The sequence below is a fragment of the Phytohabitans kaempferiae genome, assembly GCF_042433955.1.
Taxonomy (GTDB): domain Bacteria; phylum Actinomycetota; class Actinomycetes; order Mycobacteriales; family Micromonosporaceae; genus Phytohabitans; species Phytohabitans kaempferiae.
Genome location: NZ_JBHLUH010000079.1, coordinates 142,713 through 168,404 on the forward strand (window position 1 = coordinate 142,713; position 25,692 = coordinate 168,404).

General features: G+C 70.5%; 26 protein-coding genes. 13 read left to right on the forward strand and 13 right to left on the reverse strand.

Going from position 1 to position 25,692, the window contains the following annotated elements:
• Positions 1-42: 42 nt before the first annotated feature.
• Positions 43-1,287, reverse strand: a complete 1,245-nt coding sequence (locus tag ACFFIA_RS37095; protein WP_377260560.1) for an RNA polymerase sigma factor — start codon at positions 1,285-1,287, stop codon at positions 43-45.
• Positions 1,288-1,341: 54 nt separating this feature from the next.
• Here ACFFIA_RS37095 and ACFFIA_RS37100 point away from each other — a divergent pair, with 54 nt between their 5' ends.
• From ACFFIA_RS37100 to ACFFIA_RS37125, 6 genes are all read left to right on the forward strand, one after another.
• A complete protein-coding gene (locus ACFFIA_RS37100; protein ID WP_377260562.1) occupies positions 1,342-2,370 on the forward strand; it encodes a sigma-70 family RNA polymerase sigma factor in 1,029 nt (342 codons plus the stop codon).
• Between the two features lie 17 nt (positions 2,371-2,387).
• Positions 2,388-2,930, forward strand: coding sequence for a dihydrofolate reductase family protein (locus tag ACFFIA_RS37105; RefSeq protein ID WP_377260564.1), 543 nt, complete (start codon positions 2,388-2,390; stop codon positions 2,928-2,930).
• A gap of 309 nt (positions 2,931-3,239) precedes the next feature.
• On the forward strand, positions 3,240-4,631 hold the full coding sequence (locus tag ACFFIA_RS37110) for an ABC transporter substrate-binding protein (RefSeq protein WP_377260566.1): 1,392 nt from the start codon (positions 3,240-3,242) through the stop codon (positions 4,629-4,631).
• Between the two features lie 79 nt (positions 4,632-4,710).
• Positions 4,711-5,664 carry a carbohydrate ABC transporter permease gene (locus ACFFIA_RS37115; RefSeq protein ID WP_377260568.1) on the forward strand — a complete coding sequence of 318 codons (954 nt, stop codon included), beginning with the start codon at positions 4,711-4,713 and terminating at the stop codon, positions 5,662-5,664.
• Between the two features lie 13 nt (positions 5,665-5,677).
• Entirely contained in the window at positions 5,678-6,565 is an 888-nt protein-coding gene (locus tag ACFFIA_RS37120) for a carbohydrate ABC transporter permease (RefSeq protein WP_377260570.1), read from the forward strand.
• A gap of 66 nt (positions 6,566-6,631) precedes the next feature.
• The gene (locus ACFFIA_RS37125) at positions 6,632-8,302 is read left to right on the forward strand and encodes a glycoside hydrolase family 13 protein (RefSeq protein ID WP_377260572.1); all 1,671 of its coding nucleotides are present in this window, start codon (positions 6,632-6,634) and stop codon (positions 8,300-8,302) included.
• A 143-nt stretch (positions 8,303-8,445) separates the two neighbouring features.
• Here the strand turns inward: ACFFIA_RS37125 and ACFFIA_RS37130 are convergent, their stop codons facing one another.
• Positions 8,446-8,967: a snapalysin family zinc-dependent metalloprotease gene (locus tag ACFFIA_RS37130; protein WP_377260574.1), complete on the reverse strand. Its 522-nt coding sequence runs from the start codon at positions 8,965-8,967 to the stop codon at positions 8,446-8,448.
• Positions 8,968-9,159: 192 nt separating this feature from the next.
• Here ACFFIA_RS37130 and ACFFIA_RS37135 point away from each other — a divergent pair, with 192 nt between their 5' ends.
• Complete coding sequence (locus tag ACFFIA_RS37135; protein ID WP_377260576.1) at positions 9,160-10,002, forward strand: alpha/beta fold hydrolase; 843 nt, start codon at positions 9,160-9,162, stop codon at positions 10,000-10,002.
• 151 nt (positions 10,003-10,153) lie between these two features.
• On the opposite strand, the gene ACFFIA_RS37140 is transcribed toward ACFFIA_RS37135, so the two are convergent.
• Positions 10,154-10,657, reverse strand: coding sequence for a hypothetical protein (locus ACFFIA_RS37140; protein WP_377260578.1), 504 nt, complete (start codon positions 10,655-10,657; stop codon positions 10,154-10,156).
• Positions 10,658-10,737: 80 nt separating this feature from the next.
• Between ACFFIA_RS37140 and ACFFIA_RS37145 the strand changes: the two genes are divergently transcribed.
• The 5 genes from ACFFIA_RS37145 to ACFFIA_RS37165 are packed head-to-tail and all read left to right on the forward strand — an operon-like array spanning position 10,738 to position 13,786.
• Entirely contained in the window at positions 10,738-11,637 is a 900-nt protein-coding gene (locus ACFFIA_RS37145; RefSeq protein ID WP_377260580.1) for an ion transporter, read from the forward strand.
• Between the two features lie 38 nt (positions 11,638-11,675).
• Positions 11,676-12,875, forward strand: coding sequence for an RtcB family protein (locus ACFFIA_RS37150; RefSeq protein ID WP_377260582.1), 1,200 nt, complete (start codon positions 11,676-11,678; stop codon positions 12,873-12,875).
• A gap of 51 nt (positions 12,876-12,926) precedes the next feature.
• Complete coding sequence (locus ACFFIA_RS37155; protein ID WP_377260584.1) at positions 12,927-13,445, forward strand: SRPBCC family protein; 519 nt, start codon at positions 12,927-12,929, stop codon at positions 13,443-13,445.
• Entirely contained in the window at positions 13,442-13,609 is a 168-nt protein-coding gene (locus ACFFIA_RS37160) for a hypothetical protein (RefSeq protein ID WP_377260586.1), read from the forward strand. The genes ACFFIA_RS37155 and ACFFIA_RS37160 overlap by 4 nt, the downstream gene beginning before the upstream one ends.
• Positions 13,610-13,648: 39 nt before the next feature.
• A complete protein-coding gene (locus ACFFIA_RS37165) occupies positions 13,649-13,786 on the forward strand; it encodes a hypothetical protein (protein ID WP_377260588.1) in 138 nt (45 codons plus the stop codon).
• Here ACFFIA_RS37165 and ACFFIA_RS37170 read toward each other — a convergent pair.
• The 4 genes from ACFFIA_RS37170 to ACFFIA_RS37185 form a co-directional block, all read right to left on the reverse strand.
• Positions 13,776-14,660 (reverse strand): aminoglycoside phosphotransferase family protein, encoded by an 885-nt coding sequence (locus ACFFIA_RS37170; RefSeq protein ID WP_377260590.1) that lies wholly within the window; start codon positions 14,658-14,660, stop codon positions 13,776-13,778. The two genes, ACFFIA_RS37165 and ACFFIA_RS37170, sit on opposite strands and share 11 nt — an antisense overlap.
• 111 nt (positions 14,661-14,771) lie before the next feature.
• Positions 14,772-15,752: a serine hydrolase domain-containing protein gene (locus ACFFIA_RS37175; protein WP_377260592.1), complete on the reverse strand. Its 981-nt coding sequence runs from the start codon at positions 15,750-15,752 to the stop codon at positions 14,772-14,774.
• Positions 15,753-15,792: 40 nt separating this feature from the next.
• Positions 15,793-16,131, reverse strand: coding sequence for a DUF952 domain-containing protein (locus ACFFIA_RS37180; protein ID WP_377260594.1), 339 nt, complete (start codon positions 16,129-16,131; stop codon positions 15,793-15,795).
• A 74-nt stretch (positions 16,132-16,205) separates the two neighbouring features.
• Positions 16,206-17,258, reverse strand: a complete 1,053-nt coding sequence (locus tag ACFFIA_RS37185; RefSeq protein ID WP_377260596.1) for a SecDF P1 head subdomain-containing protein — start codon at positions 17,256-17,258, stop codon at positions 16,206-16,208.
• Between the two features lie 162 nt (positions 17,259-17,420).
• Between ACFFIA_RS37185 and ACFFIA_RS37190 the strand changes: the two genes are divergently transcribed.
• Entirely contained in the window at positions 17,421-18,368 is a 948-nt protein-coding gene (locus ACFFIA_RS37190; RefSeq protein ID WP_377260599.1) for an LLM class flavin-dependent oxidoreductase, read from the forward strand.
• A 15-nt stretch (positions 18,369-18,383) separates the two neighbouring features.
• On the opposite strand, the gene ACFFIA_RS37195 is transcribed toward ACFFIA_RS37190, so the two are convergent.
• The 6 genes from ACFFIA_RS37195 to ACFFIA_RS37220 form a co-directional block, all read right to left on the reverse strand.
• Positions 18,384-19,199 (reverse strand): SAM-dependent methyltransferase, encoded by an 816-nt coding sequence (locus ACFFIA_RS37195; protein ID WP_377260653.1) that lies wholly within the window; start codon positions 19,197-19,199, stop codon positions 18,384-18,386.
• 208 nt (positions 19,200-19,407) lie between these two features.
• Entirely contained in the window at positions 19,408-19,845 is a 438-nt protein-coding gene (locus ACFFIA_RS37200; RefSeq protein ID WP_377260656.1) for a cold shock domain-containing protein, read from the reverse strand.
• Positions 19,846-19,972: 127 nt separating this feature from the next.
• Positions 19,973-22,282 carry a glycoside hydrolase family 3 N-terminal domain-containing protein gene (locus ACFFIA_RS37205; protein WP_377260659.1) on the reverse strand — a complete coding sequence of 770 codons (2,310 nt, stop codon included), beginning with the start codon at positions 22,280-22,282 and terminating at the stop codon, positions 19,973-19,975.
• A gap of 116 nt (positions 22,283-22,398) precedes the next feature.
• Complete coding sequence (locus tag ACFFIA_RS37210; RefSeq protein ID WP_377260602.1) at positions 22,399-23,637, reverse strand: MFS transporter; 1,239 nt, start codon at positions 23,635-23,637, stop codon at positions 22,399-22,401.
• Complete coding sequence (locus tag ACFFIA_RS37215; protein WP_377260604.1) at positions 23,634-24,263, reverse strand: phytanoyl-CoA dioxygenase family protein; 630 nt, start codon at positions 24,261-24,263, stop codon at positions 23,634-23,636. Before ACFFIA_RS37215 ends, ACFFIA_RS37210 begins: the two co-directional genes overlap by 4 nt.
• Before the next feature lie 22 nt (positions 24,264-24,285).
• Positions 24,286-25,692, reverse strand: coding sequence for a glycosyltransferase (locus ACFFIA_RS37220; RefSeq protein ID WP_377260606.1), 1,407 nt, complete (start codon positions 25,690-25,692; stop codon positions 24,286-24,288).

A 25,692-nucleotide genomic window follows, 5' to 3' on the forward strand; every position in this document is an offset into this window, starting at 1 on the left:
TTACTGATTCACACAATCGGATGTCGCCCTCGGACAGAGAGTTTACAAAACACGGACGCGCCGCAGCAGAAGCTCGCGTTCGCGGGCGTTACGGGTCAACCCGGCCGCTTTGCGAAACTCGGTGACCGCCTCGTCGTTACGCCCAAGTTTCGCCAGCAGGTCACCGCGGACGCTGGGCAACAGGTGGTACTCCCGGAGCGCCGGCTCGGCGGCCAACTCGTCCACCAACTTGAGCCCCTGCTCGGGCCCGTACGCCATCGCCACCGCCACCGCACGGTTGAGTTCCACCACCGGTGACGGCGCGATGACCGCGAGTTGTTCGTAGAGCGAGGCCATCCGGGCGAAGTCGGTCTCCTCGGCGGCACGGGCCCGCGCGTGCACGGCGGCGATGGCGGCCTGCAACGTGTACGGCCCGCGCGCCCCGCCCAGCTTCTCGGCCCGCTCCAACGCGGCCAGTCCACGGTGGATGAGCAGGCGGTCCCAGCGGGCACGGTCCTGCTCCAGCAGCAGCACCGGCTCGCCGTCGGGACCGACCCGCGCCGCCGACCGGGACGCCTGAATCTCCATCAGCGCCACCAGGCCGTGCACCTCGGGCTCGCGAGGTGTCAGTTCGGCCACGATCCGGCCAAGCCGCAACGCGTCTTCGCACAGCGCCGGTCGCATCCAGTCGTCACCGGCGGTCGCGGTGTAGCCCTCGTTGAAGATGAGGTAGATCACTTCGAGCACCGACGCGAGCCGCGCCGGCAGCTCCGCGCCGCTCGGCACCTCGAACGGCACGCGTTTTTCGGCAAGCGTCCGCTTTGCCCGGACGATCCGCTGTGCCACGGTGGCCTCGGAGACCAGGTACGCCCGGGCGATCTCCCCCGTGGTGAGGCCGCCAAGCACCTTCAACGTCAGCGCGACCCGCGCCTCCATCGAGAGCGCCGGATGGCAGGCGGTGAAGACCAGGCGCAGCATGTCGTCGCCGATGTCCTCGACCGCGGCCTCGAAGTCGGGCGTGTGCTCGGTCTCCAGGTCGCGTCCGAGCTCCTCCACCTTGCGGTCGAAGCGCTCCCGCCGGCGGAAGTGGTCGATCGCGCGGCGCTTGGAGATGGCCATGAGCCAGGCGCCCGGGTTATCCGGTACGCCCGACTCAGGCCACTGCTCCAGCGCGGCGACCAGCGCATCCTGGGCCAGCTCCTCGGCGAGACCGACATCGTGGGTCATCCGGGCGAGGCCGGCGATGAGTCGGGCCGCCTCGATCCGCCAAACCGCCTCGATCACGCGCTTGACGTCTGTACCAGCCACGTCCCGATCCAACCACGCCCGCCGTGTCAGACCGGCACGCTAGCGTTTCGCGGTATGGGGGAAGAGTCCACGTTTGCCGAGATGCTCGAGCGGCACCGGCGCGAGCTGCGCGTGCACTGCTACCGGATGCTCGGCTCGTACGACGAGGCGGAAGACCTGGTCCAGGAGACGTTCCTGCGGGCGTGGCGGGGGCGGGACAGCTTCGCCGGGCGTTCCTCACTGCGCGCCTGGCTGTACCGGATCGCCACCAACGCCTGCCTGGACGCCCTGCGCGGGCGGGCGCGCCGCGTGCTGCCGCAGGATCTCAGCCCGCCCTCCGGTCCGGACGACGACCTGCCGCCGCGCACGGACATCCCGTGGCTGCAACCGTTCTTGGATCAGGCGGCGCCGGTCGAGGCCGAGCCGGACTCGGTGGTCGTCACGCGGGAGACGATGGAGCTCGCGTTCCTGGCCGCGATCCAGCACCTGCCGCCGCGGCAACGGGCCGTGCTGATCCTGCGCGACGTGGTCGGTTGGTCGGCGAAGGAGGCCGCGTCCGCGCTGGACGCCAGCGTCGCCTCGACCAACAGCGCCCTCCAGCGGGCCCGCGCCACGCTGCGCGAGCACCTGCCGGAGCACCGGTCGGAGTGGACGCAACCGCTCGGCCCGACCGAGGAGGAGCTGGCCGTGGTCCGGCGCTACGTCGATGCGGTCGAGCGGGCCGACCTCGACGCGCTGGCCGTCCTGCTGGCCGACGACATCCGCGCGGTCATGCCGCCGTGGCCGATGTGGTTCGCCGGCCGGGACACCGTGCTGGCCACCCTCGCGGCGAGCTGGGATCCGGCGGGGCCCTACTACATCGGCCGCCTGCGCATGGTGCTGACGGCGGCCAACGGCATGCCCGCCGCCGTCACCTACGTCCGGCCGCCGGGTGAAGACGCGTTCCGCCCGTTCGGGATCGGGGTCCTGCGCGTGGCTGACGGCCGGATCGCGGAGATCACCGCGTTTCATGACACGAGTCTGTTCGCCACTTTCGGCCTCCCGCTCGAGCCACCGATGACCTTCGCGTCGGCTGACGTCTCAACGGATGTCCGACACATCTGACGGGAAAGAGGCAGCTCATGGCCAAGACGCTCTACTCCGCCACCATGTCGCTCGACGGGTTCATCGCGGGAGCCGGCGGCGACATGTCGTGGCTTAAGCCGTACTTCGGGCCCAACCCTGAGGCCGACGGCCTGGTCGACCGGATCGGGTCGCTGCTGATCGGCCGGCGCACGTTCGACGGCGACGACCCCAACAAGGGCACCGAGCAGGAGGGCGCGTTCAGCGGCGCGTGGAGCGGCCCGTCGTTCGTACTGACCCACCGGCCGCCCGCCGAGCCGGTGCCGGGCATGACGTTCGTCGGTGACGTGGTGAGCGGGGTCGCCGCCGCCCGGGCCGCGGCCGGCGACCGGTACGTCAACATCCTCGGCGCGGAGACCGCCCGGTCCTGCCTCGACGCGGGGCTGCTCGACGAGGTCCTGGTCTTCATCGTGCCGGTGCTGCTCGGCGACGGTACGCGGCTGTTCGAGCGGCCCGGCGGCGACAACGTGCGGCTGGAGCGGATCAGCGTCGGGCAGGCCCCGGTCGCGACAAGTATCTGGATGCGCGTCCTGCCCGCTTGACGGGCTGATTTCCGGGCGGTTGCGGTCGTGGAGACGGCCGCAACCGCCCATCGTGCTGTTTAAGCCCCTAATTGGGGCGGACTCCGCGTGTCCGTCAACGATCAAACACGGCTAAGTCTCAAGTTTGCAGTGTTCCATCGAAACCTTGCAGAAATATGTCGCGTTAGCTACGGTGACTCCACTTGCGCTTGTGGCCTGGGTCCCATGCCACCGGCCTTCCATCGACACCAGCGAGTTCCACGACGCACCGCGGTGACGCGTCACCGCAGGGCACCGATGACGCAACCCCGTTCCCGAAGGGAAGGACACATGTCCGCACCGCTGTTTCGAAGGGTCGTCGCCGTAGCGGCCGCGGCCGGTGTCGCGGGGCTCAGCCTCGCGGCGTGCTCCACCAAGAGCGACGACGACTCCTCCTCGGCCGGCGGCAAAGTCACCATCACGGTCGACTGCCAGCCCGTCGCCTCACAGAAAGAGCTGCTGGCCAACTGGAACGCGGACGTCGACGCGTTCCAGAAGGAAAACCCGAACATCGAGATCAAGAGCATCTCGGTCGGTACGCAGTGCAACAACCCGCCGGACTTCACCGCGCGCCTCCAGGGCGGCACGACGACGGATGTCTTCTACGGATACATGACCGACCTTCAGCAGGTGCTCGACTCGGGCCAGGTCATGGACATCACCGAGTACGTCAACTCGACGACCGTCCCGACGTGGGACAGCGTCGACGCGGGCGCCAAGGCGACCTTCAGCGAGGCCGGGAAGGTCTACGGCATCCCGACCAAGAACTACTCGATGGGCCTGGTCTACAACAAGAACCTGTTCCAGCAGGCCGGCCTAGACGTCAAGAACCCGCCGAAGACGTGGGCCGAGGTGCGGGACGCCGCGAAGAAGATCTCCGCGCTCGGCAACGGGATCGCCGGATTCTCGGAGTACAGCGCGGGCAACACCGGTGGTTGGCACTTCACCGCCGAGATCTACTCCATGGGCGGCCAGATGGTGACCGAGGACGGCAAGAAGGCCGACTTCAACAACCCCATGGGCAAGCAGGTGCTGCAGATCCTCAAGGACATGCGGTTCACCGACAACAGCGTGGGCGAGAAGCAGCTGCTCCAGTGGCCGGACCTGCTGACCAACGCCGGCGCCGGCAAGGTGGGCATGTTCATCGGCGCGCCGGACGCCACGACCGCGATCGTGACCCAGTTCCAGGGCAAGTACCAGGACTGGGCGATGGGCCCGATGCCCGGCCCGGACGGCCCGGCCAAGGCGACGCTCGGCGGCGGCGAGGGCTACTTCTTCAAGAAAGGGCTGAGCAAGGAGCAGGTCGAGGCCGGCCTGAAGTGGGTCGCGTACCAGAAGCTGACTCCGGGCAAGGGCCAGTTCGACTACGTGCGGGCCAAGCCGCAGAACAACCCGGTGGGCCTGCCCCAGCCGCAGCTCTTCACGGTCGGCAGCGCCGCGTACAACCAGGAGTTGGAGCAGCGCAAGGCGAACGCCAACGTCACCGTCGAGGACTTCGCCCCGTTCGAGAACAACCCGGTGCCGGTGAAGGTGGAGCCGCCGCACGCACAGGCCATCTACGCGGTGCTGGACGCGGCGATGTCGGCGGTGCTGACCGACCCGAACGCCAACATCGACCAGCTGTTGAAAACGGCCGAGGACAAGGTGAACCAGGTCCTCGCCACGGGCGGAACCGGTAGCTGACCCTCCCGTGCGGGGGCCGGTGCGCCGGCCCCCGCACGACCCCGCTCCCCGCTTCCGCACCGTCCACACAGGAGTCGTCATGGCGACAATCACGGCACACGGCAAGCCCGCCGAGGTGTCCGGCCCCCGGGCAAGGCCGCCGGTCCGGAGGACCAGCCGCCGCAAGCGCCGGATCCAGAACAACCTGACCGGGTACGTCTTCCTGGTCGGCGCGGTGGTGTGTTTCGCCGTCTTCTCCTGGTACCCGATGATCCGCGGCATCATCATGAGCTTTCAGCGGACGCGGCGCGGAGAGACCACCTGGGTCGGCTGGGACAACTACGAACGCATCCTCAACGACCCGAGCTTCTGGACCGCCTGGAAGAACACGTTCTACTTCACCGCGCTGGCGCTGATCCTCGGCTATGCGGTGCCATTCTTCGTGGCGATCCTGCTCAACGAGTTTCGCCACGCCAAGGGCTACCTGCGCGTCCTGGTGTACCTGCCGGTTATGCTGCCGCCGGCGTCCGCGCTGTTCCTCTTCAAGTACTACGCGTACGACCCCAGCGACGCCGGGCTCTTCAACGCCATCCTCAAGTTCTTCGGCCTGCCCACATCCGAATGGATGCAGTCCACGACGATGACGATGCCCGCGATGGTCATCGCCTCCACGTGGATGAACCTGGGCGGTGCGGTGCTCATCTACCTCGCCGCGCTACAGAACATCCCCGGCGAGCTGTACGAGGCCGCGGAAATGGACGGCGCGGGCATCTGGCGGCGGATCTGGAACGTGACCATCCCGCAGACGAAGCTGATCCTGTCGCTGATGGCGATGCTCCAGATCGTCGCCACGATGCAGCTCTTCATCGAGCCGCTCATCCTCGCCAACGGCGCCGGTACGCAGGACTCGGCCACCTCGGTCGCGTACCTCATCTACCAGCACGGCTTCTTCCAGAACGACCTCAACGGCGCGGCCGCGCTCGGCGTGATCATGCTCGTCGTGCTGGCCGGCTTCTCCGCCGCGTACCTACGCCTCACCTCGCGACAGGACTAGGGGAACACGAGTCATGGCAGCGGATTCCGGCAACCGGACCCTGATCTCCTCCGCACAGATGCGGCGCGGGCGAGGAAAGTACATCTACTGGAGCCTGCTCACCCTCGTGGTGCTCGTCTTCACGCTGGTCTTCATCGGGCCGCTGTACTGGATGGTCACCGGCGCGCTCAAGTCGGGTCAGGAAATCGCGCAGACGCCGCCGACCCTGTGGCCGCGGGACCCGAGGCTGACCAACTACGTCGACGCGTGGAACCAGCTCGACCTCGCCAAGCTGCTCTTCAACACGTTCTACTACGCGGCCGGCGCGCTCGTCTTCCAGCTCGTGCTGGACACCGCGGCGGCGTACGCGCTGTCGAAGCTGCGACCGGCCTTCGGCAACGCGATCCTCGGCCTCATGCTCGCCACGCTGATGATCCCGGCGATGGTGCTCATCATCCCGCAGTACGTGACCGTCATCGACCTGCCGGTCCTGCACATCAACCTGCTCGACTCGCCGCTGGCACTGTGGCTCCCCGCGGTGGCGAACGCGTTCAACATCTTTCTGCTGAAGCGCTTTTTCGACTCGATCCCGGAAGAGATCATGTCGGCGGCCGTAATGGACGGTGCGACGCCGCTCCGGACACTGTGGTCGATCATCCTGCCGATGTCGCGGCCCATCCTCGGTGTGGTCTCCATCTTCGCGGTGACCGCGGTGTGGAAGGACTTTCTCTGGCCGAAGCTGGTCATGCCGTCGCCCGAGACGCGCACGATCAGCGTGGGCATCTACGCGTTTTCCGGTGGCACTCCGATGAACGTTGTGGTCGCGGCGGCCGTCATCGCCGCGATTCCCACCATCATCTTCTTTCTCATCTTCCAGAAGAGCATCATGTCCGGCCTAACGGCGGGCAGCTTGAAGGGCTGACGGAACAAAACAGCATCTGGTGCCAATCGCACGAAACACAATGACGTACAAGGAAGCAGGTTAGCCGTGGGCGAAATCGGAACCGTCGAGCCGGAAAAGGTGCGCTCGGCGACGGTGGAATGGTGGCGATCGGCCGTCATCTACCAGATCTATCCGCGCAGCTTCGCCGACAGCAACGGGGACGGCATCGGCGATCTGGGCGGTGTTCGCGCTCACCTCGACCACCTGGCCGACCTCGGCGTCGACGCGGTGTGGTTCAGCCCCTGGTACGCCTCCCCGCAGGCGGACGCCGGCTACGACGTCTCCGACTACCGGGCGATCGACCCAGTTTTCGGTACGCTCGCGGAGGCCGAGGAGCTGATCCGGGAGGCGCACGCGCTGGGCATTCGGATCATCGTGGACATCGTGCCAAACCACTGCTCCGACAAACACGCGTGGTTCGTCGAAGCGCTTCAGAGCGGCCCCGGCTCGACCGCGCGCGACCTCTTCTGGTTTCGCCCCGGCCGTGGTGACTCCGGTGAGCTGCCGCCGAACGACTGGCAGTCCATCTTCGGCGGCCCGGCGTGGACCCGCACCACCAACCCCGACGGCACGCCCGGGGAGTGGTACCTGCACCTGTTCGCCCCGGAGCAGCCGGACCTCAACTGGGAGAACCCGAAAGTCCGCGAGGAGTTCGAGGATGTGCTGCGGTTCTGGCTCGACCGGGGCGCGGACGGCATCCGGATCGATTCGGCCGCGCTGCTGATGAAGGACGGCGGGCTGGTCGACTTCGACCCGGCGAACCCGCCGGTCCCGCACCCGTTTCAGGACCGGGACGAGGTGCACGCCATCTACCAGGCATGGCGCGCGATCACCGACAGCTACCCGGAGCCGCGGGCGCTGATCGGCGAGGTGTGGCTGCCGGACGCGGAGCGGTTCGCCGCGTACCTGCGCGCGGACGAGATCCACACCGCGTTCAACTTCGCGTTTCTGGGCTGCCCGTGGGACGCCGCGGCGCTGCGCGCGATCGTCGACGAGACGCTGGCCGTGCACGCGCCGGTCCGGGCGGCCGCGACGTGGGTCCTGTCCAACCACGACGTGCCCCGTCACGTGACCCGGTACGGGCGCGCGGACACATCGTTCACATTGGAGTACCGCCAGCTCGGTGCCCCCACCGACCGGTCGTTGGGGCTGCGCCGGGCCCGCGCCGCGCTGCTGCTCAACCTCGCGCTGCCCGGCTCTGTCTACCTGTACCAGGGCGAGGAGCTCGGGCTGGAGGAGATCGAGGACATCCCGGACTCGATGCGGCAGGACCCGATGTTCTCCCGCACCGGCGGGGAGAACCTCGGCCGGGACGGCTGCCGGGTCCCGATCCCCTGGTCCGGCACCGCCCCGCCGTTCGGCTTCAGCCCGCCCGGAGCGAGTGCCGAGCCGTGGCTGCCCCAGCCGACGTCCTGGCGCGACCACACCGTCGAGGCGCAGTCCGGCGACCCGGAGTCGATGCTGGAGCTGTACCGCCGGGCCCTGCGGCAGCGGCGCGGCCAGCCGGAACTCGGCGACGGCGCCTTCGCCTGGCTGCCCGGGCCGGATCGGGTCCTGGTCTTCAGCCGGGGCGACGACGCCACGTTCGCCTGCGTGGTCAACCTGTCGGACGCGCCCGTCCGGCTGCCCGTTTCGGGGACGGTGGTGCTCACCAGCGGCCCGATCGAGGGCGACCTGCTGCCGCCGGACACGGCCGCCTGGGTCACGATCACCTAGATGTCGCCTGCTGAGGCATAGACCTCGTTTGCCGTGATCCCCGTGCCGCGGTGGGCGGCGGGCCGCGGCCCGGCAGTGGTCGGCCCGGGCCGCCCCGCCGCCGCCGGCGCGGGGATCACCGGCGACGGCGGGGCGATTCGGCGTCAGCTCCAGGCGTAGACGCCGGCCGGCACCGGTGCGGCCGAGCCCGCGAAGAGCTGGTTGACCCGCGCCGCCTCGGCCGCGCTGGGCGTGGCGTTGGCACAGGAGACCGGCGCGCTGCTGCCGGACATCAGGTCGGAGCAGCGGCCGGTGCGGTTGTCCGGCAGGCCGAGGATGTGGCCCCACTCGTGCGTGGCGATGCGGGTCCGGTTGTAGCCCTGGTTGACCGCCTGCCGGCCCATGTAGATGCGGCCGGAGCCGAGCCCGGTCACGTACGCCCGTGGCCATCCGCTGTCGACGTAGATGACGACGGTCGCCGGCGACCCGGCCTGCAGCCGTACGTTCGACACGCTGCTGTTCCAGATCTGGGCCGCCTGCGCGAAGTTCGTGGCGAACTCACCGGCCCGGCTCGCGTCGTAGTACACCGTGCGTACGGCCGCGGTGGAGGGCGCCTGGGCGAGCACCTGGACGCCGGCCAGCGACAGCGTGAGCGTGAGCAGGCCCAAGAGGGCGCGTCTGAGCATTGTGGACTCCTTGTGGGAGTAATGACATCGACATTCGACAATCTAGCGGTCGCGCGGCTGGGGTACCGCATAACAAAAGCCTCATAGCGCCGGACCGGGCGCCGCCGGACCGGTCCGACCCCCGCGAGTGGGGTGAGGAAGTTCATCGGGCAGAAGTGCTCGGGATCGGTTCCTCACGGCATACTGATCCCGATGCGTGACGACTCGCTGACTCTCCCGGACGGACGCACCCTGGCCTTCACCGACCTGGGCGCGCCCGACGGGGCTCCGGTGCTCTACTTCCACGGCGCCCCGACCAGCCGCCTCGACCTGGCGCCCTACGACGCCGAGTTCGCCCGGCTGGGGCTACGCGTGTTCTCGCCCGACCGGCCCGGCTACGGCCGCTCCACCCCGCAGCCGGGGCGCCTGCTCGAGGGCTGGGCCGCCGACGTCACCGCGCTCGCCGACCATCTCGGGCTGGAGCGCTTCGCCACGGTCGGCTACTCCTCCGGCGGGCCGTACGCGGTGGCAAGCGCCGCCCTGCTGCCCCACCGCGTGGTCGCGGCGGGCGTGGTCGCGGGCGTCACCGACATGGGGTGGGCGCCCGCGTGGGAGGGCTACGACGAGGCCGAGGCGGAGCTCATGCGGGTCGGCGAGATGGGCGCCGCGCTGGCCTGGTGCGAGTCGCGATACGGGGTCGACGGCACGCGCTTTCTCGAGGGCGGCTCCGAGTGGGCGCCGGCCGACAGGGTGCTGCTCGGCGACCCCGACCTGGCGGCGGCCATGGTGGAGACGATGGGCGAGGGCTTCCGGCAGGGCGTGGTCGGATACGCGCACGACATCACCGTGCAGGGGCGCCCGTGGGCGTTCGACCCCGGTGCCGTCCGCGCGCCGGTCACCGTGCTGCACGGCGAGGCCGACACGATCCTGCGCACCGCCCACTCGCAACACACCGCCGACATCGTGCCCGGCGCCAAGCTCGACCTGCGGCCCGGCGAGGGTCACCTGAGCATCGTGGGGCGGATACCGAGGCTGGCGGCGGATCTGGTCGCCTGAGCGGTTGCCTCCGATCCTGGCGCCCCGCCGCGCCCTCCAGACGGTCTCGGCCGCCGCGCGGCGCACCTGTGCCCAGACTCAGCCCGACCTGAGCCGAGGCTCAGCCGCCCGGTGCGCCTGTGCCCAGACTCAGCCTGGCGTGTGCCGAGGCTCAGCGCGATCCGATCGGCAGCAGGCCTGCCACCGCCGGGGTGAAGACGTCGATGTGGTCCCACAGCTCGGCCTGCTCCGCCGCGGCGGCGGCGACCTGCGGGTCGGTGTGGCGCAGAAACGCGAGATGCCGGCACGCGTGCGCCGCCACGTCGACCGGGCGCACCACCGCCGGGCTGGGCGTCAGCGGACCGCGCCCGCGGGCGGCCGGCAGGTCGAGCACCGGCGCGGCGGGAGCGGCGGGATCCGGGTCGGACAGCGCCACGTAGGTGAGCACGAGGCCGTCCGAGGTGTGCCGCCACGAGGTCGAGTGCAGCAGCCCCACTCCAACGCCGGCCAGGCTCCGCGCGCAGGCGTCCGGATGCTCACCGGTGCCGAGCGGCCGCGTCACGGTGCGGAAGCTGAGCCGTCCGCCCCGCGCGCTGAGCAGCACGGTCTCGACGAGCGCCCGGACGCCCGGGATCATCGCAGCGGAGCCCGGTGGCTCGTCGCCACCAGGTTCCATGCCCGAACCCTACCTTATTGCCACTGGCTTGCAGGAACGAACAGCAGGCGACAGTCCGCCGTAACCGGAAGGGGATCGCCGTGAGGCAGACCGGACCGCCGCCGTCCCGCCTGGCGCAGCGCTGTACCCGGATCACGCAGTCCCGCGTCTTCGAGATCGTCATCGTCACGGTCATCGGCGCCAACGCGGTGGTGCTCGGCATCGAGACCTACCCGGACCTCGGCACCGCCGGCCCGCCCCTGCACTGGCTCGAGTGGCTCTTCCGGGCATTCTTCGTCACCGAGATCGTGATCCGGATACTCGCCCACGGCCGGCGCCCGCAGGACTTCTTCCGCCACGGCTGGAACGTCTTCGACTTCGTCGTCATCGCCGCCGCGTTCCTGCCCGGCCTGCACGGCGACTCCCCCGCCCTGCGGGTCGTGCGCATCGCCCGCGTGGTGCGCCTGGTGCGCTTCTCCCCCGGCCTGCGCACGATCGTCGCCGCACTGCTGCGCAGCCTGCCCGGCGTCGGTGGCTTCCTCGCGCTGGCCATGGTGACCCTCTACGTGTACGGCATGGCGGGCTGGCTCATCTTCCGCCACGCGCAGCCGGAGGATTACGGCACTCTCGGTCGCGCCCTGCTGACGCTCTTCGTGCTGCTGTCGCTGGAGACGCTGCCCGACCTCATCGAGGAGGGCATGGCGCTGTCTCCGTGGACGCTGGTCTACTACGTCAGCTACGTGCTCATCACCGCCAACCTCCTGCTCAACATCCTCATCGCCGTCATCGTCAACTCGATGGAGGAGGCCCGCCGGCTGGAGATGACCGAGCGGATGGCCGCCGACGAGGACGGCGACGGCGTACCCGACGAGATCGACCGCATCGCGATCAGCCAGCGCCTCGACGACCTGCGCCAGCTCGTCGCCGACCTGGAACGGGAGCTGCGCATCGAGCGCGACGAGCCGGCGCGGCCGAAAACGCCGTTGCCGCGGGGCCCGTGACTTCCTACGGTTGAGCGACCGGACGGAGGAAATACACCATGGGATACACACTGCTGGCGGGTACGAAGGCGCCGGTGCGGGTCTGGACCGACCCGTACGGCATCGAGCCCGAGGCCGCACAGCAGCTGCGCAACATCGGTCAGCTGCCGTGGGTCGAGGGCGTCGCCGTGATGCCCGACGTCCACTATGGAAAGGGCGCGACCGTCGGATCCGTCATCGCCATGCGGCAGGCCGTCTCGCCCGCCGCTGTCGGCGTCGACATCGGTTGCGGCATGTCCGCGGTGCGCACCTCCCTGACCGCGACGGACCTTCCCGACGACCTGGGGGCGCTGCGCCGCGCGATCGAAGACACCATCCCGGTCGGCTTCGCCCAGCGCGACCGCGCGGTCGACCCGCGCCGCGTGCGCGACCTCGATCAGTCCGGCTGGGATTCGTTCTGGCGTGGCTTCGACACCCTTCACGATGGCGTGTCCAAGTTGGAGGGTCGGGCCCACCACCAGATGGGCACGCTCGGCGGGGGCAACCACTTCATCGAGGTCTGCGTCGAGCGGGGCGGGTCCGACGACGGCCAGGTCTGGCTCATGCTGCACTCGGGCTCGCGCAACATCGGCAAGGAGCTGGCCGAGCGCCACATCGCGGTCGCCCGCCACCTGCCGCACAACACCGACCTGCCCGACCGCGACCTCGCCGTGTTCCTGGCCGGCACGCCGCAGATGGAGGCGTACCGCCGCGACCTGTGGTGGGCGCAGGAGTACGCGCGGCGCAACCGGGCCGTCATGATGGCCCTGCTCTGCGACGTCGTGCGCCGGCTGCTGCCGCGGGTGCGTTACGGCGAGCCCATCTCCTGCCACCACAACTACGTGGCGGAGGAGAGCTACGGCGGGGTCGACGTGCTCGTGACACGCAAGGGTGCGATCCGTGCCGGCGCGGGCGACCTGGGCATCATCCCCGGCTCGATGGGCACCGGGTCGTACATCGTGCGCGGGCGGGGAAACCAGGAGGCGTACTGCTCGGCCTCGCACGGCGCCGGGCGGCGGATGTCGCGCTCGAAGGCGAAGAAGACCTTCAGCACCGAAGACCTCGCCGCGCAGACGGCCGGCGTCGAGTGCCGCAAGGACGCCGGCGTGGTCGACGAGATCCCGGGGGCGTACAAGGACATCGGGCAGGTCATGCGACAGCAGGAGGATCTGGTCGAGGTGGTCGCCCACCTCAAGCAGGTGGTGTGCGTCAAGGGCTGAGGCGGCGCCGGGTTCCGGCCCGGCGCCGCGCCCGTGGGCGACAATGGGCCGATGCCTGTCGTCGTGGCGGTCGCCACCGTCCCCGTACCCCCGGATCTTGCCTTTGCCGTGTCCCAGACCACGGCGCCGGTCCGCTACCGGTGGGATCCGTTCGTGCGCCGGCAGCACTTCGTCGACGGCGCCGAGCGGCCCGGCAAGGGCGTGCGCACGTACACGCGGTCCAGGCACGGCCTGGCGATGGTCAGTGAGTACGTCTCGTTCGCCCCGCCGACCAACGTCGGCATGAAGATGGTGCGCGGGCCGTGGTTCTTCGAGATGTTCGCCGGTGGCTGGCGCTTCGCCCCCGCCGGCGAGCCCGGCCACACCGTGGCCACGTGGCGATACAGCTTCCGCTGCCGCCCGGCCTGGCTCCGCCCGGTGCTGGAGCGGATCGGCGTGTGGTTTCTCGGCCGCGACATCCGCCGGAGGATCGCCGGATACGCCGCCGGATGCGAGGATCCGGTGGTCCTCGCCGCCGCGCGGGAGACGCTTACCCCCGGTGCCTCAGGAGAGGATCCGCCCCCACCGTGATGGACGACACCGCGCTGGCGGGCATCCTGGCCGACGCCGCCGCCCGCGACTTCGTGATGTCGTGTGAGGAGCGCACCGGCGCCCTGCTCGCCACGCTCGCCGCGTCGAAGCCGGGCGGCCGCCTGCTGGAGCTCGGCACCGGCACCGGCGCGGGAGCCTCCTGACTCCTCGACGGCGCCGACCGGTCCGCCCGGCTGACCACTGTGGAACTCGACCCGGATGTGCAGGCGGTCGCGGTCAGGCACCTCGGCACCGACCCTCGGGGCGACTTCGTCCGCGCTGACGTCGGCGAGTGGCTGTCGAGCTACGCGTCGGGACTGGTCGTCGGCGTCAGGGTCTGACCTCGAAGTCGGCCATGACCTGCGCCAGCGAGTGCCGGCCGGCGGCGGCCAGCACCGGGTTGGTGTAGCGGTAGGTCCGCACCGCGCCCAGCCCGGCGCGCAGTGCCCAGCCGCGCCCGCGCCGCCAGGTCGCCTCGTCGACGCCGAGCTGCGCCCGAAAGAGATCCCGGCTGCCTTCGGTCAGCACCGCCCAGGCGGGCTGGAGGTCGGTGGCCGGATCTCCGAGGCCGGTCAGCCCGAAGTCGATGACCGCGCTGAGCCGCCCCTGCCGCACAAGCAGGTTGGCCGGTATCAGGTCGCCGTGCAGCCAGACCGGCGCACCGTCCCACGGCGGTGCCGCCAGCGCGTCCCGCCACACCGCCGCCGCCCGCTCGGGGTCCACGAGGCCGCCGGCCGCCAGCCGGTCGATCGCGTCCCGGACCTCGTCGTCGTGCGGGCCGAGCGGCTGTGCCCGGAGCGAGCGCGGGCCACCGGTGGTGTCGATCCGCTGGAGCGCCGCGACGAAACGCCCCAGTCGCACGGCCACGCCGTCCAGGTCGAGGTCGGGCGAGTCGGCGACGGTGTCGCCGTCGATCCAGCCGTAGACCGACCACGGGTACGGGAAGTCGCCGTCGGGCACGCCGGCACCGAGCGGCAGCGGTACCGGCAGCGGCAGGTGTGCGGCCAGCCGCGGCAACCACTCCCACTCGCGGCGCAGCATCGGGACCGCGCGCGGCATGGCCGGCAGGCGTACGACCATGTCCGTGCCGAGCCGGAAGAGCGTGTTGTCGGTGCCGGAGGAGTGCACGGCGGTGACCGGCAGTCCCGCCCAGCGCGGAAACTGCCGGGCGACCATCCTCGCGACGAGCGCGGGGGCGAGCCGGCTTCCCGACATGTCCCCACGCTAGGGCCCGCGGATCTCGGCGGCGCGAGGCGGGGTCGGTGGCGCCGCGCAGGGCCGCGCCCCTTCGTCCGTCGGCCGGCTTCGGGCAGGTAGGCGCGGGCGTCAGGCGAGGCCCGGGATCACCACTTCCTCCAGGATCGCGTTCGGCGTACGCCACTGCTCCGGGTCGTCGTAGTTGCCGGCCGCGATCGCCACCACCGCTCCCAGGCCGGGCAGCACGATCAGGCGCTGCCCACCGTTGCCCATCGCGCCGGCCCACCGCTGGCCGGCCGCCTCCCCGCTGTACCACTGGTAGCCGTACCAGCCGCCCCAGTCGATCGGCAGGCGCGGTTGGAGCATCGCCGCGACCCAGCCGGTGGGAACGACCTGCCGGCCGGCCCACTCCCCGCCCGCGAGCACCAGCTCGCCGACGCGGGCCAGGTCGGGCGGTGCCAGCCGCAGCCCGGACGCGGCGGAGACGACGCCGTCGTGGCCGGCCATCCACTCGAACGAGTCGAACCCGAGCGGGGCGAAGAGCGCCTCCCGGGCATACTCCGCCAATGGACGCCCGGTGCCCGCGGAGATGAGCCGTCCCAGCAGGGCCGTGGCGCCGCCACAGTAGGAGTAGGCCATGCCCGGCGGGCCGCTGATCGGCCGCTCAAGCACGTATCGGCACCGGTCCGGCGCCAACTCCATCGCGATCTCCGCGTTGGCAGGGCTGTTGTACGGGATCTCCTCTCTCCACTCGATGCCGAGCGACATCGTCAGCGCGTGCTCCACCGTGAGCGCGGCGCGGGCCGGGTCGGCGGCCAGGTCCGGATACTCCGGAAACGCCGCCAGCAGCGGCTGCGCCGGTTCGGGAACGCGGCCCTCGCCGAGCGCGATCCCGTACAGCAGCGCCACGACGCTCTTGGTCACCGAGCGCACGTCGTGCGGTGTGCGCGGCCCGAAATCGACGGTGCCGAGCGGCGTATTCCAGGCGAAGTCTTCGCCCTTGCCGTAGTGCTCCAGCACCGTGCGGCCGCCGTGGACCACCACAACGGCGTGCAATCCCTCTGCCCGCCCCGCCGCGAGCACATCATCCAGCCGGTCACGTATCGACATGTGTCGCATCATCGCACCATTTACGGGCCAGGCCGTGTCCCTAGGAAGAGGCCCCCAGCGCCCGCTCCACCTCGGCGGCACCGGCGACCTCGTGGACGGCGGCGACCGCCGTGCGCGGCACCGGGGCGTAGACGTGCGGGAAGAGGTCGCCGTCGGACGCCTCCTCCCAGCGCACGCTCTCCCCCAGCGCGTCAGCCTCTAGCGCGAGGACCACGAGCGGGGACACGTCCGCGAAGAAGCGCAGCGCGGTCGCGGCCACCTGCTCCCGGGACGAGCAGTGGACGAAACCGGACTCGTGGTCGAACGGCGAGCCCTCGAAGCGCCCGGCCGCCTCGAACTTGGCCCACTCGGCCGGCCGCAGAATCTTGTAGATCAGCACCGCACAAGGGTGACAGATGGCCGCTGCCCCGCCGTCGCGGGAGGCGCGGGGCGCCCGCCCGTCCGGCGGAGGAGTCAGGCGACCGGCCGCAGGATGAGTGGCAGCGGGTCGCTGTCGAGCTGCGCCGCGAGCAGCATGGCGTCGCCGCGGCTGAACTGGCCGCCGATCTCGGCGTCGCCGGTGACGACGGCGGTGACGGTGGGCGCGCTGATCACGACGCCGTCCAGCACGACGGCCACCTGGCCGTTGTCGCCCTCGGCGACCACCTGCCGGGTCAGCTCCGTCCAGCGCTGCTGACCGGCCTCCGTGAACGTCATGGCGACGACCCACTGCCCGGTCGGGCCCAGCTTGGCCTCCGCGGATCCGACGTCGGCGCCGTCGACCTGGGCCACCTCCAACAGGTACTTGCTGGGCGGGCTGAGCCAGTCGCACGCCGCGACCTGCCCGGTGGCGCCGCCCTGGGCGGGGCGGGCCAGGAGCTGCCGGCAGCCGATGGTCGGCACCTGGTACTGCATGGTGGCCGGCAGTGCGGCGACCTGCGCCGGGGTCAGCTCGGCGAAGGGCGCCAGCTCCCGCGTCGTGGCGGCGTCGAGCCGGTCGGGCGCGGCGATCGTCTCGGCCGCCTGGTACGCCGGCCCGAGCGCCGCGGCGACATCCTCCAGCGGCGGGATCGGCTCAGTGTCCACAGTGGGAGGTATGCCGCCGCCGGCCTGGTCCGGCGTCGTCGCCAGCACCTTGCGCAGCCGCAGGTCGCCGGTCCCGGCCAGCGCCCGCAGCTCGTCCTCGTGGCCGGTGCCGTCGACCCGCGCGGTGATCCGTCCGTCGTCGCGCACCTCGACCCGTACCCGCTTCAGGTCCGCGGCCTCGATCCGGCCGGCGAGCACGTCGCGGCTCCGTTCCAGCTGGTCTTTGGTGGGCGTGGCGCCGTCCGCGGTGACCGCTTCCACCGTGATCACGGTCTCACCGGGCTCGCCGAGGTCGAAGATGCGGTCGCGGAAGGCGAAGACGGCACCGGTGCACGCGCACAGGGCCAGCACCGCCACGACGGCGAATATGCCGAAGGCAACCAGCAACGGGTCGCGTCGCCGCTTTTCTTCCAGAACGGGCGTCAGGGGCGTCTCCGACACGCGCCGAGTCTAGGTGGTCGATGCACGCCCGCCGGAGCGATCTTTCGGCGGCGCGACAATTGACGATCTTTCCCGTACCGTCGGGGGGCGAGGCGTTGCCGTGCCGAGCCCGTCCGAGTGAGGGATCGGCAGGTCAGGCGGCCGGAGCGGGAGCGGGCGATCGTGAGAGTGTGGCTGTACACCTCGCCGAAACCGAACGCGGTGGCACGACGGCTGGTCCGGCTCGCCAAGGCCGCCGAGCACTCCGGATTCGACGGTCTGATCGTCGCCGCCCCGAGCCCGGCGACACTCCACATCGGGCGGTCCGCCTGCGACAGCGGCTGGGCGACGATGTCCGCGGTGGCGCGCGGCACGCGGCGGCTGCGGCTCGGCGTCCTGCTCCAGCCGGCCCACCTCACCGCCCCGCACCGGGTCGCGGCCTCGGCCGCCGCGCTCGACCGGTGCAGCGGCGGGCGCCTCGAGTTCGGCCTGGCCGCGGTCCGCGCCGCCGGCGGACCGGGCCGGGGCCTGCCGCCGATGGCCGAGGGGTTCACCCGGCTGGACGAGACCCTTGCGGTGATCACCGGGCTGTGGTGGACCTCGCCCGGCGAGCGGTTCACCTTCACCGGCCGCTACCACACGGTGCTCAACCACCCCGCGGTCGTCCCCGCCCAACGGCCCGGGCCGCCGCTGATCGTCTCCGGCCCGGGCCGGCACACCACGAGCTATCTGGCCGCCCGCTGGGCCGACGAGGTCAACGTCCCGTTTCGCGGCCTGCACCACACCGTCCGGCAGTACTGGAACGCCGACGACGCCAGCTCCCGATCCGACCGGCGACCGCGCGACCGGCAGCGGCTGGGGCGCTCGGCGGCGCTCACCGTGCGCTTCGACCCGGTCAACTGCCGCCACCGCCACGAGCCGGCCGCGCCGGTGCCGCACGCGTGTGCCGGTGACGCGCTGCTCAAGGTCCTCGCCACGCTGGGCCAGTATCACGCGATCGGCACCGACCGGGTCTACCTGCGGCTGCCAGACAACATCGGCCAGCGCCACCTCGACCTGGTCGCCCGGCAGATCCTGCCGATCTTTCACGGTGCACGCACACCGGGCCCCAGCCAGCCCCACGCCTGCTGACGCGGCGCCGACTGACTACGGCTTGATCGCGACGCCGACCAGCCCGGGAATGTCGGGCAGGGTCGCCGGGTCGTTGCCGGCCGCCGTCGGGCGCCAGCGCGTCACCCGCACGACGCCGGGGTCGACAAGATCCCAGCCCGCGAAGAGCGCCTCGACCTCGGCCTGCGAGCGGAACGTCAGCGGCGCGGCACTGCGGCCGTACGTCTTCACGCTCTCCCGCACCTGATCGGTCATCTCCGCGGGGTAGGTCATGTGCGAGATGACCAGGCCACTGCCGGAGGGCACCGCGTCACGGTAGGCCGCGAGCAACGCCTCCGGCTCGTCGGACTCCGCGACGAAGTGCAGCACCGCGACCATCAGGATGGCGACCGGCCGGTCGAAGTCGATCAGCCGCTGCGTCACCGGGTCGCCGAGAACGGCATCCGGCTTGCGCAGATCCGCCTGTACGACGCCCACGCGGTCGGCGACGTCGGCCACGAGGTGGCGGCTGTGGGTCACCGCGACCTGGTCGATGTCCACGTACACCACGCGGGCGTCCGAGGTGGCCCCCAGCGCGATGTCGTGCACGTTTCCCACCGTCGGGATGCCGGCGCCCAGGTCGATGAACTGCCGTACCCCGGAATCCAGCAGGTGCTCGACGGCGCGTCCGAGGAAGCTGCGATTGGCGGCCGCCCACTGCCGCACGCCCGGCTCGACCGTCAGCATCTGCTCGGCCAGGTCACGGTCGGACGCGAAGTTGTGCGCGCCGCCCAGAAAGTAGTCGTACACACGAGCGGGACTCGGTCGCGAAAGGTCGACGCCTTCCGCCCAGGGCGGCTGGCCCATCGGCACCCCTGCCAAGGATCGAGGATGGTGAGACGGTGATGACGACGGTCAGCTTAGCCACCTGGAACGGCGCCGTAGCGCTCCCCCGACGCGGAGGCTGTCGTGTCCCGCGAGAAGGGGCGAGGTCGGGCCTCTCAGGCGGCACCGTACAGCTCCGCGATCGCCGCTCCGGCTCCCTCCCCGTAGCCCTGCCGGTAGACCTGGGCGGAGCAGGTCAGGCCTCGACCCAGCCGTGGGCGCGTGCGTGCGCCAGCAGCCGTTCGCGGATCTGCGTGATCTGCGCGGCCGTCAGCGAGCCCACGTGCTGAAGGAGCACCTCGGTCACCTCGGTGGTGTACTGCCGCGCCGTCAGCACGTCGCACATGCCCTCGTCGTCACCGGCCGGCGCCGTTTTCGACCGGGCTGACACCTCGTCGGGCTGCCCCGTGGCGGCTTGCACCGGCGATGGGTCCAGGATCCGGACCGTCGCGACCTTCAGGCCCCGCTCGCCCTCCACGACCGTGTACTCGACCCGCGTGCCGGAGTGGACCTGATGGCGCTGCTCCCCGAAATCGTTGGCGTGGACGAACACGTCCTCGCCGCCGCCGTCCGGTGCGATGAACCCGTACCCCCGGGCATCGTCGAACCGCAGAATCCTTCCGACCGCCACCACAACCACCACCTGTCACCGACCACCGTTGACGCGCCGATCCGTGCTACGCGACCGCGCCACCATACTGCAGGAATCCGGGCGCCAGGATCCACCGCCACGCGCACACAAGTCTTCACCTCGACCGCTTTCACAGTGGCTGGATGCTCACCGGCACGGTGAGGTGGCGGTCGGCTCCCAGGACCCGCTCCGGGCCATCGAGCATGAACGATCCGCGTAGCGGCAGGTCAACGCTCGATGACCCGACCTCGGCGTGGATCAATCCGGGCTCTACGAGGCGTTTGAGGTCCCTCCCGGTGAAGGAGACACGGTCGGCGTGGAGGGCGAACTCGACGCGGGCGGCGCGGCCCGCTTCGAGTCGCACCCTGGCCCATCCGGCGAGCCAACGGGAAGGACGCACGACCGAGGCCACCGGATCGGAAAGGTAGAGCTGGACCACCTCGGTGCCAGCCCGCCGCCCGTCATTGCGCACGGTGACGCTGATCCGCACGGTGCCGTCGGTCGCGATGACGTCGGCATCCGTCGCGAGGTCCGCGTAGGTGAAGGTGGTCCACGTGAGCCCATGCCCGAACGGGTACAGCGGTGTGGGATCGACCGAACTCACCCTGGAGGCACCGGCCATCACGGCGCGCGGGTAGGTCCCGAGCTGGGCGCCCGCGTGGCGGGGCATGCTCACCGGCAACCGTCCGGACGGTTCGACCCGACCGGACAGGATGCCCGCGATCGCGCCCGCCCCTTCCTCACCTGGGAAGAACGCCTGGACGACGGCCGCGGCCCGCTCGGCCAGGCCGCTCAGGGCGTATGGGCGGCCGGAGATCAGTACGACAACGGTGGGAGTTCCGGTGTCCAGCACCGCCTTCGCGAGTTCGGCCTGCCGGCCGGGCAGGGCCACGGTCTCCGCGTCACACCCCTCGCCGGAAGTCCGCCCCCCGACGCCGAAGAGGCCGGCGCGGTCGCCGAGTGTCAGCACGCACACATCGGCGTCGCGCGCCGCGGCCACGGCGGCGGCGATGTCCGCGTCCTGCGTCATCGCGGTATCGTCCGCGGATCTCACCTGGAGCTTCGCGTCCGGCAGCTCAGCGGCCAAAGCATCGCGCAGGGTCGGGATCGCAACCCCTGGCTCCATGCCCGCGCGCGCCGACATCTCCTCCAGGAAATCGAGGGAATTGTGGTTGGCGAACGCGTAGCAGCCCAGCAGGGCCAGCGGATCGTCCGCCAGCGGGCCGACCAGCGCGACGGCACCGTCACGGATCGGGAGCGTGCCGTCGTTGGCCAACAGCACCACCGATTCTTCGGCGAGTCTGCGCGCCAGTGCCCGGTGCTCGGGCGGGTCCAGATCTCCGGGCCCCAGAGCTGGGAGGGCGGCCAGCTCGGCCTTCCAGGCTTCGTCCAACATGCCCAGTTCGCATTTCAACGTGAGAACCCGAGACGCTGCCCGCGTCACCAGCTCCTCGGCGACACGCCCCTGTCGCACCATCTCGACCAACGGCGTCCCGTAACAGTGCGTGGTGGGTAGCTCCATGTCGACGCCGGCCTGTAGCGCCATCGCGGCGGCCTCCCCGCGCGAGTCGGCCGCGCCGTGGATGTGCTTGAGATTCCAGATCCCGAAATAGTCGGCCAGGACGACGCCGGTGAAGCCCATCTCACCGCGGAGCACGTCAGTGAGCAGGCGCCGGTCCGCGGTGGGCGGTACGCCGTCGATGTCATTCTGCGAGACCATCACGGAACGCGCCCCGCCGAGGCGCACGCCGGCGACAAACGGCTCCAGTATGACGTCGGCGAACTCGCGAGGGCCGCACGCCACCGGCGCCATGTTTCGCCCGGCCACACCAGCCGAGTATCCGGCGAAGTGCTTGAGCGTGGCCACTATCCCAGAACCTTCCAAGCCGCGGACGTAGGCGGCGCCAATGGTCGCGACGAGGTAGGGGTCGTCTCCGATCGTCTCCTCCGTGCAGCCCCAGCGATAATCTCGCGTCACGTCGAGCACGGGCGCCAGACCCACCTGCGCGCCGATCTTGCGCAGATTACCCCCAATGGCCGTGGCCATCTCCTCCACCAGTTCGGGATTGAATGCCGCGCCCCAAGCGAGCGGAGTGGGAAAGACGGTGGCAGTCCACGACATGACGCCGGTGAGACATTCCTCGTGCACGAGCGCGGGAATCGCGAACCGGTTCGCCGCCATCACGGTGCCCTGCAGAAGGCGGAGCCGTTCCAGTCCCGCCGCGGGAAGCACGGGCTCTGTGCCGTAGACCCTGGTGAGCTGACCCAAGCCGACGGCCGCCGCCTCCTCCAGCGGCGGAGGCAGCGGGTCGGTGGCCCCCTCCGGAACCGCGAGCACGGGCTCACCGGGACGCAGGGGCGCCACCCAGTACGCGCCGAGTTGCCCGACCTTCTCCTCAAGGGTCATCCGGTCCAGCAGATCGGCGACCCGATCACTCACTGGCAACGACGGATCCCGCCACGGCTGATGGGCCGGATTGTGTGCTGCGCCATCCTTGAGTACCTCGGACATCAGCTCTCATCCTTTCGCTCGACAGAGCACAGTCCACAGTGGGCTCATTTCGCTGGAACGGGGTTCGCTGTGACGGTCCGGGCCGCGTACGCCACCGCCACCAGCAGCGGGATGATCGCCGCCAACGTCCACGTGAGCCCGACGACGTCGGCGACCCAGCCGATCACCGCCGGGGCGAGCAGGATGCCGGCGTACGTCATGGTGGTGAACCGCGCCACCATGGCGGCGGCACCAGCGTCGGCTCCGGGCTCGGAGCCGGACTCGCGGTCCGCGCCGAGGTGCCCGACCACGCTGTACAGGACGGGCAGGCAGGTGGCGAGGCCCAGGCCCATCAGCGCGAAGCCGGCGACCACGAGCGCCACCCAGGGGCTGACCACGACAACCGTCAGGCCGGCCGCGGTGAGGCCGGCGCCGAGACGGAGCATCACCGCCGCCGACGTCCGGACCAGGATCGAGTCGCCGATCAAGCGGACCGAGGTCTGGCAGACCGCGAACGCGGCGTAGCCGAGGCCGGCCACGCCCAGGGTCGCCTGCCGCTCGTGCAGGAACACGCCACTCCAGTTGATGACGGCAGCCTCGGCGGTCAGCGCGATGGCGCCCATCGCGCCGAGCACGAGTACCGGCCGGCTCCAACCGGTCCGCCAAGTCGTACGTGCGCCTGGCCGTGCCCCGGTCGGCTCGCCGGCGGCGGGCAGCAGAAGCCGTCCGATCACGACGATGAACGGCACGAGCACCGCGGTGAGGAACACGTAGTGGACGCCGCGTGACAGTCCTATGTGGGCGGCGCCCGCGCCGAGGAGCGCACCGCTGACACTGCCGAGACTCCACGCCGCGTGACAGCCGTTCATGATGGGCCGCCCCAGAGCCCGCTCGACCGTCACGGCGTGGGCGTTGACGCTGACGTCGAGCAGGCCGACGACGGCGCCCAGCATCATCTGCACGGCGGCCAGCGTCACGAAGTCGGGCGCGACCCCCATCCCGAGCAGCAGCACCGGTTGCACGACGGATGCCGCCCGCACGAGCGAGCGGCTGCCAAACCTGACGGTGAGGCTCCCGGCGATCTGCATGGTGCCGACCGCGGTCAGCCCGAACAGAGCGGAGAGCAGCCCGAGCTGGCCGGTGGTGAGCTGTAGGTCCTGCTGCAGCGAGGGTGTCCGCACCGCCAGACTCGCGATGACCAGGCCGTTGACGCCGAACATCACAGTCACCGCCCAACGGGCGGCCGTCGCGCCGGTACGCGAACTCCTGGCGCCTACCGACAACGGCGGGTCGACGCGACTCACGACCGCACCCACTCGATCGGGGCGCCGATGCCGGTGTGGAACGGCCGGGCCAGATCCTCACGGTAGGCAGACGCCGGAATGACGCGGAAGTCGAAGCTCACCCGCGTGCGGTCGGAGCCGTTGCGCACATTGCCGTGCAGAAGGTTGGCGCTGTCGAAGACGAGCATCTTGCCATAAGGCATGGTCGCTGGCCGGAAGTCGGCTCGCCCTTCGGCCGACTCGACCCACAGGCAGTTGTCCTCGCTGACCGCGACGAGCGGAACCCAGAACGTCATCTCCTCGGTGTTGTGTCCACCGTCCCGGTCACGGTGGTACTCCCCCACGCCATGGCGCCCTGGCAGTTGCACACGCCAGTTGGGGATCGGCTGGTACCGCACGGGTTCGCCGACGAGGCTTGTCACCGTCGTGGCCACGAACCGCTCGAACAGAGGCAGAAACACGTCACCGGACGCGTAAAGCCGTTCGTGCAGGTCCGATCGCTGGTTACCGAACCCCGGCTCCTCCTCGCCGGCCAGGTCGACCTGCTCGTGCCACCGGCTCAGATCGGCGACGCCGAGGCGCTTGCCCACGCTGCCCGCGAAGTCGAACGATTCGTTGTCGTACCCGACGACGAGTTTGTTTAGCATGGCGCTCTCCGATCCGTCCGCGCTACGCCTTGATGCGAAACCGTGGCTCGTAGCCGATGAGGTGGCTGAACTGCAGGTCGATGCCGCCGATGTTGGTGAAGTCTTCCCCGCGCACCAGGCTGCGCCGCACGAAGTCCCTGGTCTTGGCGCGATAGCGAGACCGGGCCAGCAGCGTGGCGAGTGTGGCGAAGTAGCGGAGGCTCCCCCGGCGGTGCAGCGCGACGAAGTGGGACCGGAGCCGCGCGATGATGTCGTCAGCCGCCTCCCTGTCGAAGGACGTCGACAGGTTGGACATCTGAACTGATGCGAGGAAGTCGCGCTGCAGCGGCGTCGGCTCCACCTGAGCGTCGGTCGCCACCGCCTCGGGCCCACGTCGCAGCAGGTCTGTCAGGTAGCGGTCGTGCCCGCGAAACACCTGGTAGCCGGTGGCGCGCGGCGGAGCTTCTCCAGCACCGAGCAGGTCGGCCGCCCGTTCGACGTCGACGTCGCCCAGCCGTCCGGCGAGGTGGGTCGTGAACTCCAGGTCGGTGCGGTAGGCGGTGTCGACCAGCGATGTCTGCGGCAACAGTTCGGACGTGGCCGCGTGCGAGGAGGAGAGGATCGGCGTGCCCACATAGGACGCTTCGACGAGCACTCGGCCGAAGGTCTCCAGGCTCGACGTGCTCGGAAAGAACAGTACGTCCATCTCCCTGAACATCGCCCAGAGCGCTGACCTGTCGACGGGCGGGAACCAGCGGTAGTCGGTGGTGTCGGACGACGGCCCGGGTACGCCAGGTGGTCGCTCGCCCACCGCGTGCAGCTCGTACCGGCCAGGCCAGCGGCGCCGCAACTCGTCGAGAAGTGCCAGCGCCTGCCCGTAGTTTTTGTCGTCGGTGAGCCGGCCGACGAATCCGATGCGCCGAGGGCGGGTCGTGGACGCGGCCGACCGCCCAGAGCCGACCCACGAACCCTCGGCCTCGGGCGGGAGGGAATGCAGGATCGGGTAGCAGACGGCCTGGGGCTTGGGGGCCAGATGCGGAAGCACCGTGTTGAACACGCCCATCGAGTAGCGCGACGCGTGCAGAAGCATGTCGTCCGCTCGCAGGTAGGACGCGCACAGGCTCTCCTGCTGCAGGTAGCCGTTCCACAGCGCCGTACGCACGTCCCGGACGATCCGGAAGTCGAGGCCCAGACGCTCCCGGAGGTAGAAGTAGAAATACGCATGCGGACCGACGGTGGTCATGACCACGTCCACGCCGCTGAGCGCCTCCCGGGCCACGGCGTCACTGCGGCACAGGTCAACCAGGTTGTGTGGCCGCGGCACAACCCCACCGTCGGCCTCGACCAGCGCCACCTGCTCGACATAGTCGAAGTTCGCGCCGTCCTTGCCGGGGTGCCCCGCATAGGTTTCAAAGGGGTGGAAGCCCACGACCGTGCCACGACTCGCCAT

Excerpts from the sequence above, each read along its gene's own strand:
- ACFFIA_RS37100 (WP_377260562.1), top strand. The coding sequence starts at position 1,342 with ATGGGGGAAGAGTCCACGTTTGCCGAGATGCTCGAGCGGCACCGGCGC.
- ACFFIA_RS37105 (WP_377260564.1), top strand. The coding sequence starts at position 2,388 with ATGGCCAAGACGCTCTACTCCGCCACCATGTCGCTCGACGGGTTCATC.
- ACFFIA_RS37110 (WP_377260566.1), top strand. The coding sequence starts at position 3,240 with ATGTCCGCACCGCTGTTTCGAAGGGTCGTCGCCGTAGCGGCCGCGGCC.
- ACFFIA_RS37115 (WP_377260568.1), top strand. The coding sequence starts at position 4,711 with ATGGCGACAATCACGGCACACGGCAAGCCCGCCGAGGTGTCCGGCCCC.
- ACFFIA_RS37120 (WP_377260570.1), top strand. The coding sequence starts at position 5,678 with ATGGCAGCGGATTCCGGCAACCGGACCCTGATCTCCTCCGCACAGATG.
- ACFFIA_RS37130 (WP_377260574.1), bottom strand. The coding sequence starts at position 8,967 with ATGCTCAGACGCGCCCTCTTGGGCCTGCTCACGCTCACGCTGTCGCTG.
- ACFFIA_RS37135 (WP_377260576.1), top strand. The coding sequence starts at position 9,160 with ATGCGTGACGACTCGCTGACTCTCCCGGACGGACGCACCCTGGCCTTC.
- ACFFIA_RS37140 (WP_377260578.1), bottom strand. The coding sequence starts at position 10,657 with ATGGAACCTGGTGGCGACGAGCCACCGGGCTCCGCTGCGATGATCCCG.
- ACFFIA_RS37150 (WP_377260582.1), top strand. The coding sequence starts at position 11,676 with ATGGGATACACACTGCTGGCGGGTACGAAGGCGCCGGTGCGGGTCTGG.
- ACFFIA_RS37155 (WP_377260584.1), top strand. The coding sequence starts at position 12,927 with ATGCCTGTCGTCGTGGCGGTCGCCACCGTCCCCGTACCCCCGGATCTT.
- ACFFIA_RS37170 (WP_377260590.1), bottom strand. The coding sequence starts at position 14,660 with ATGTCGGGAAGCCGGCTCGCCCCCGCGCTCGTCGCGAGGATGGTCGCC.
- ACFFIA_RS37175 (WP_377260592.1), bottom strand. The coding sequence starts at position 15,752 with ATGTCGATACGTGACCGGCTGGATGATGTGCTCGCGGCGGGGCGGGCA.
- ACFFIA_RS37215 (WP_377260604.1), bottom strand. The coding sequence starts at position 24,263 with ATGCTAAACAAACTCGTCGTCGGGTACGACAACGAATCGTTCGACTTC.
- ACFFIA_RS37220 (WP_377260606.1), bottom strand. The coding sequence starts at position 25,692 with ATGGCGAGTCGTGGCACGGTCGTGGGCTTCCACCCCTTTGAAACCTAT.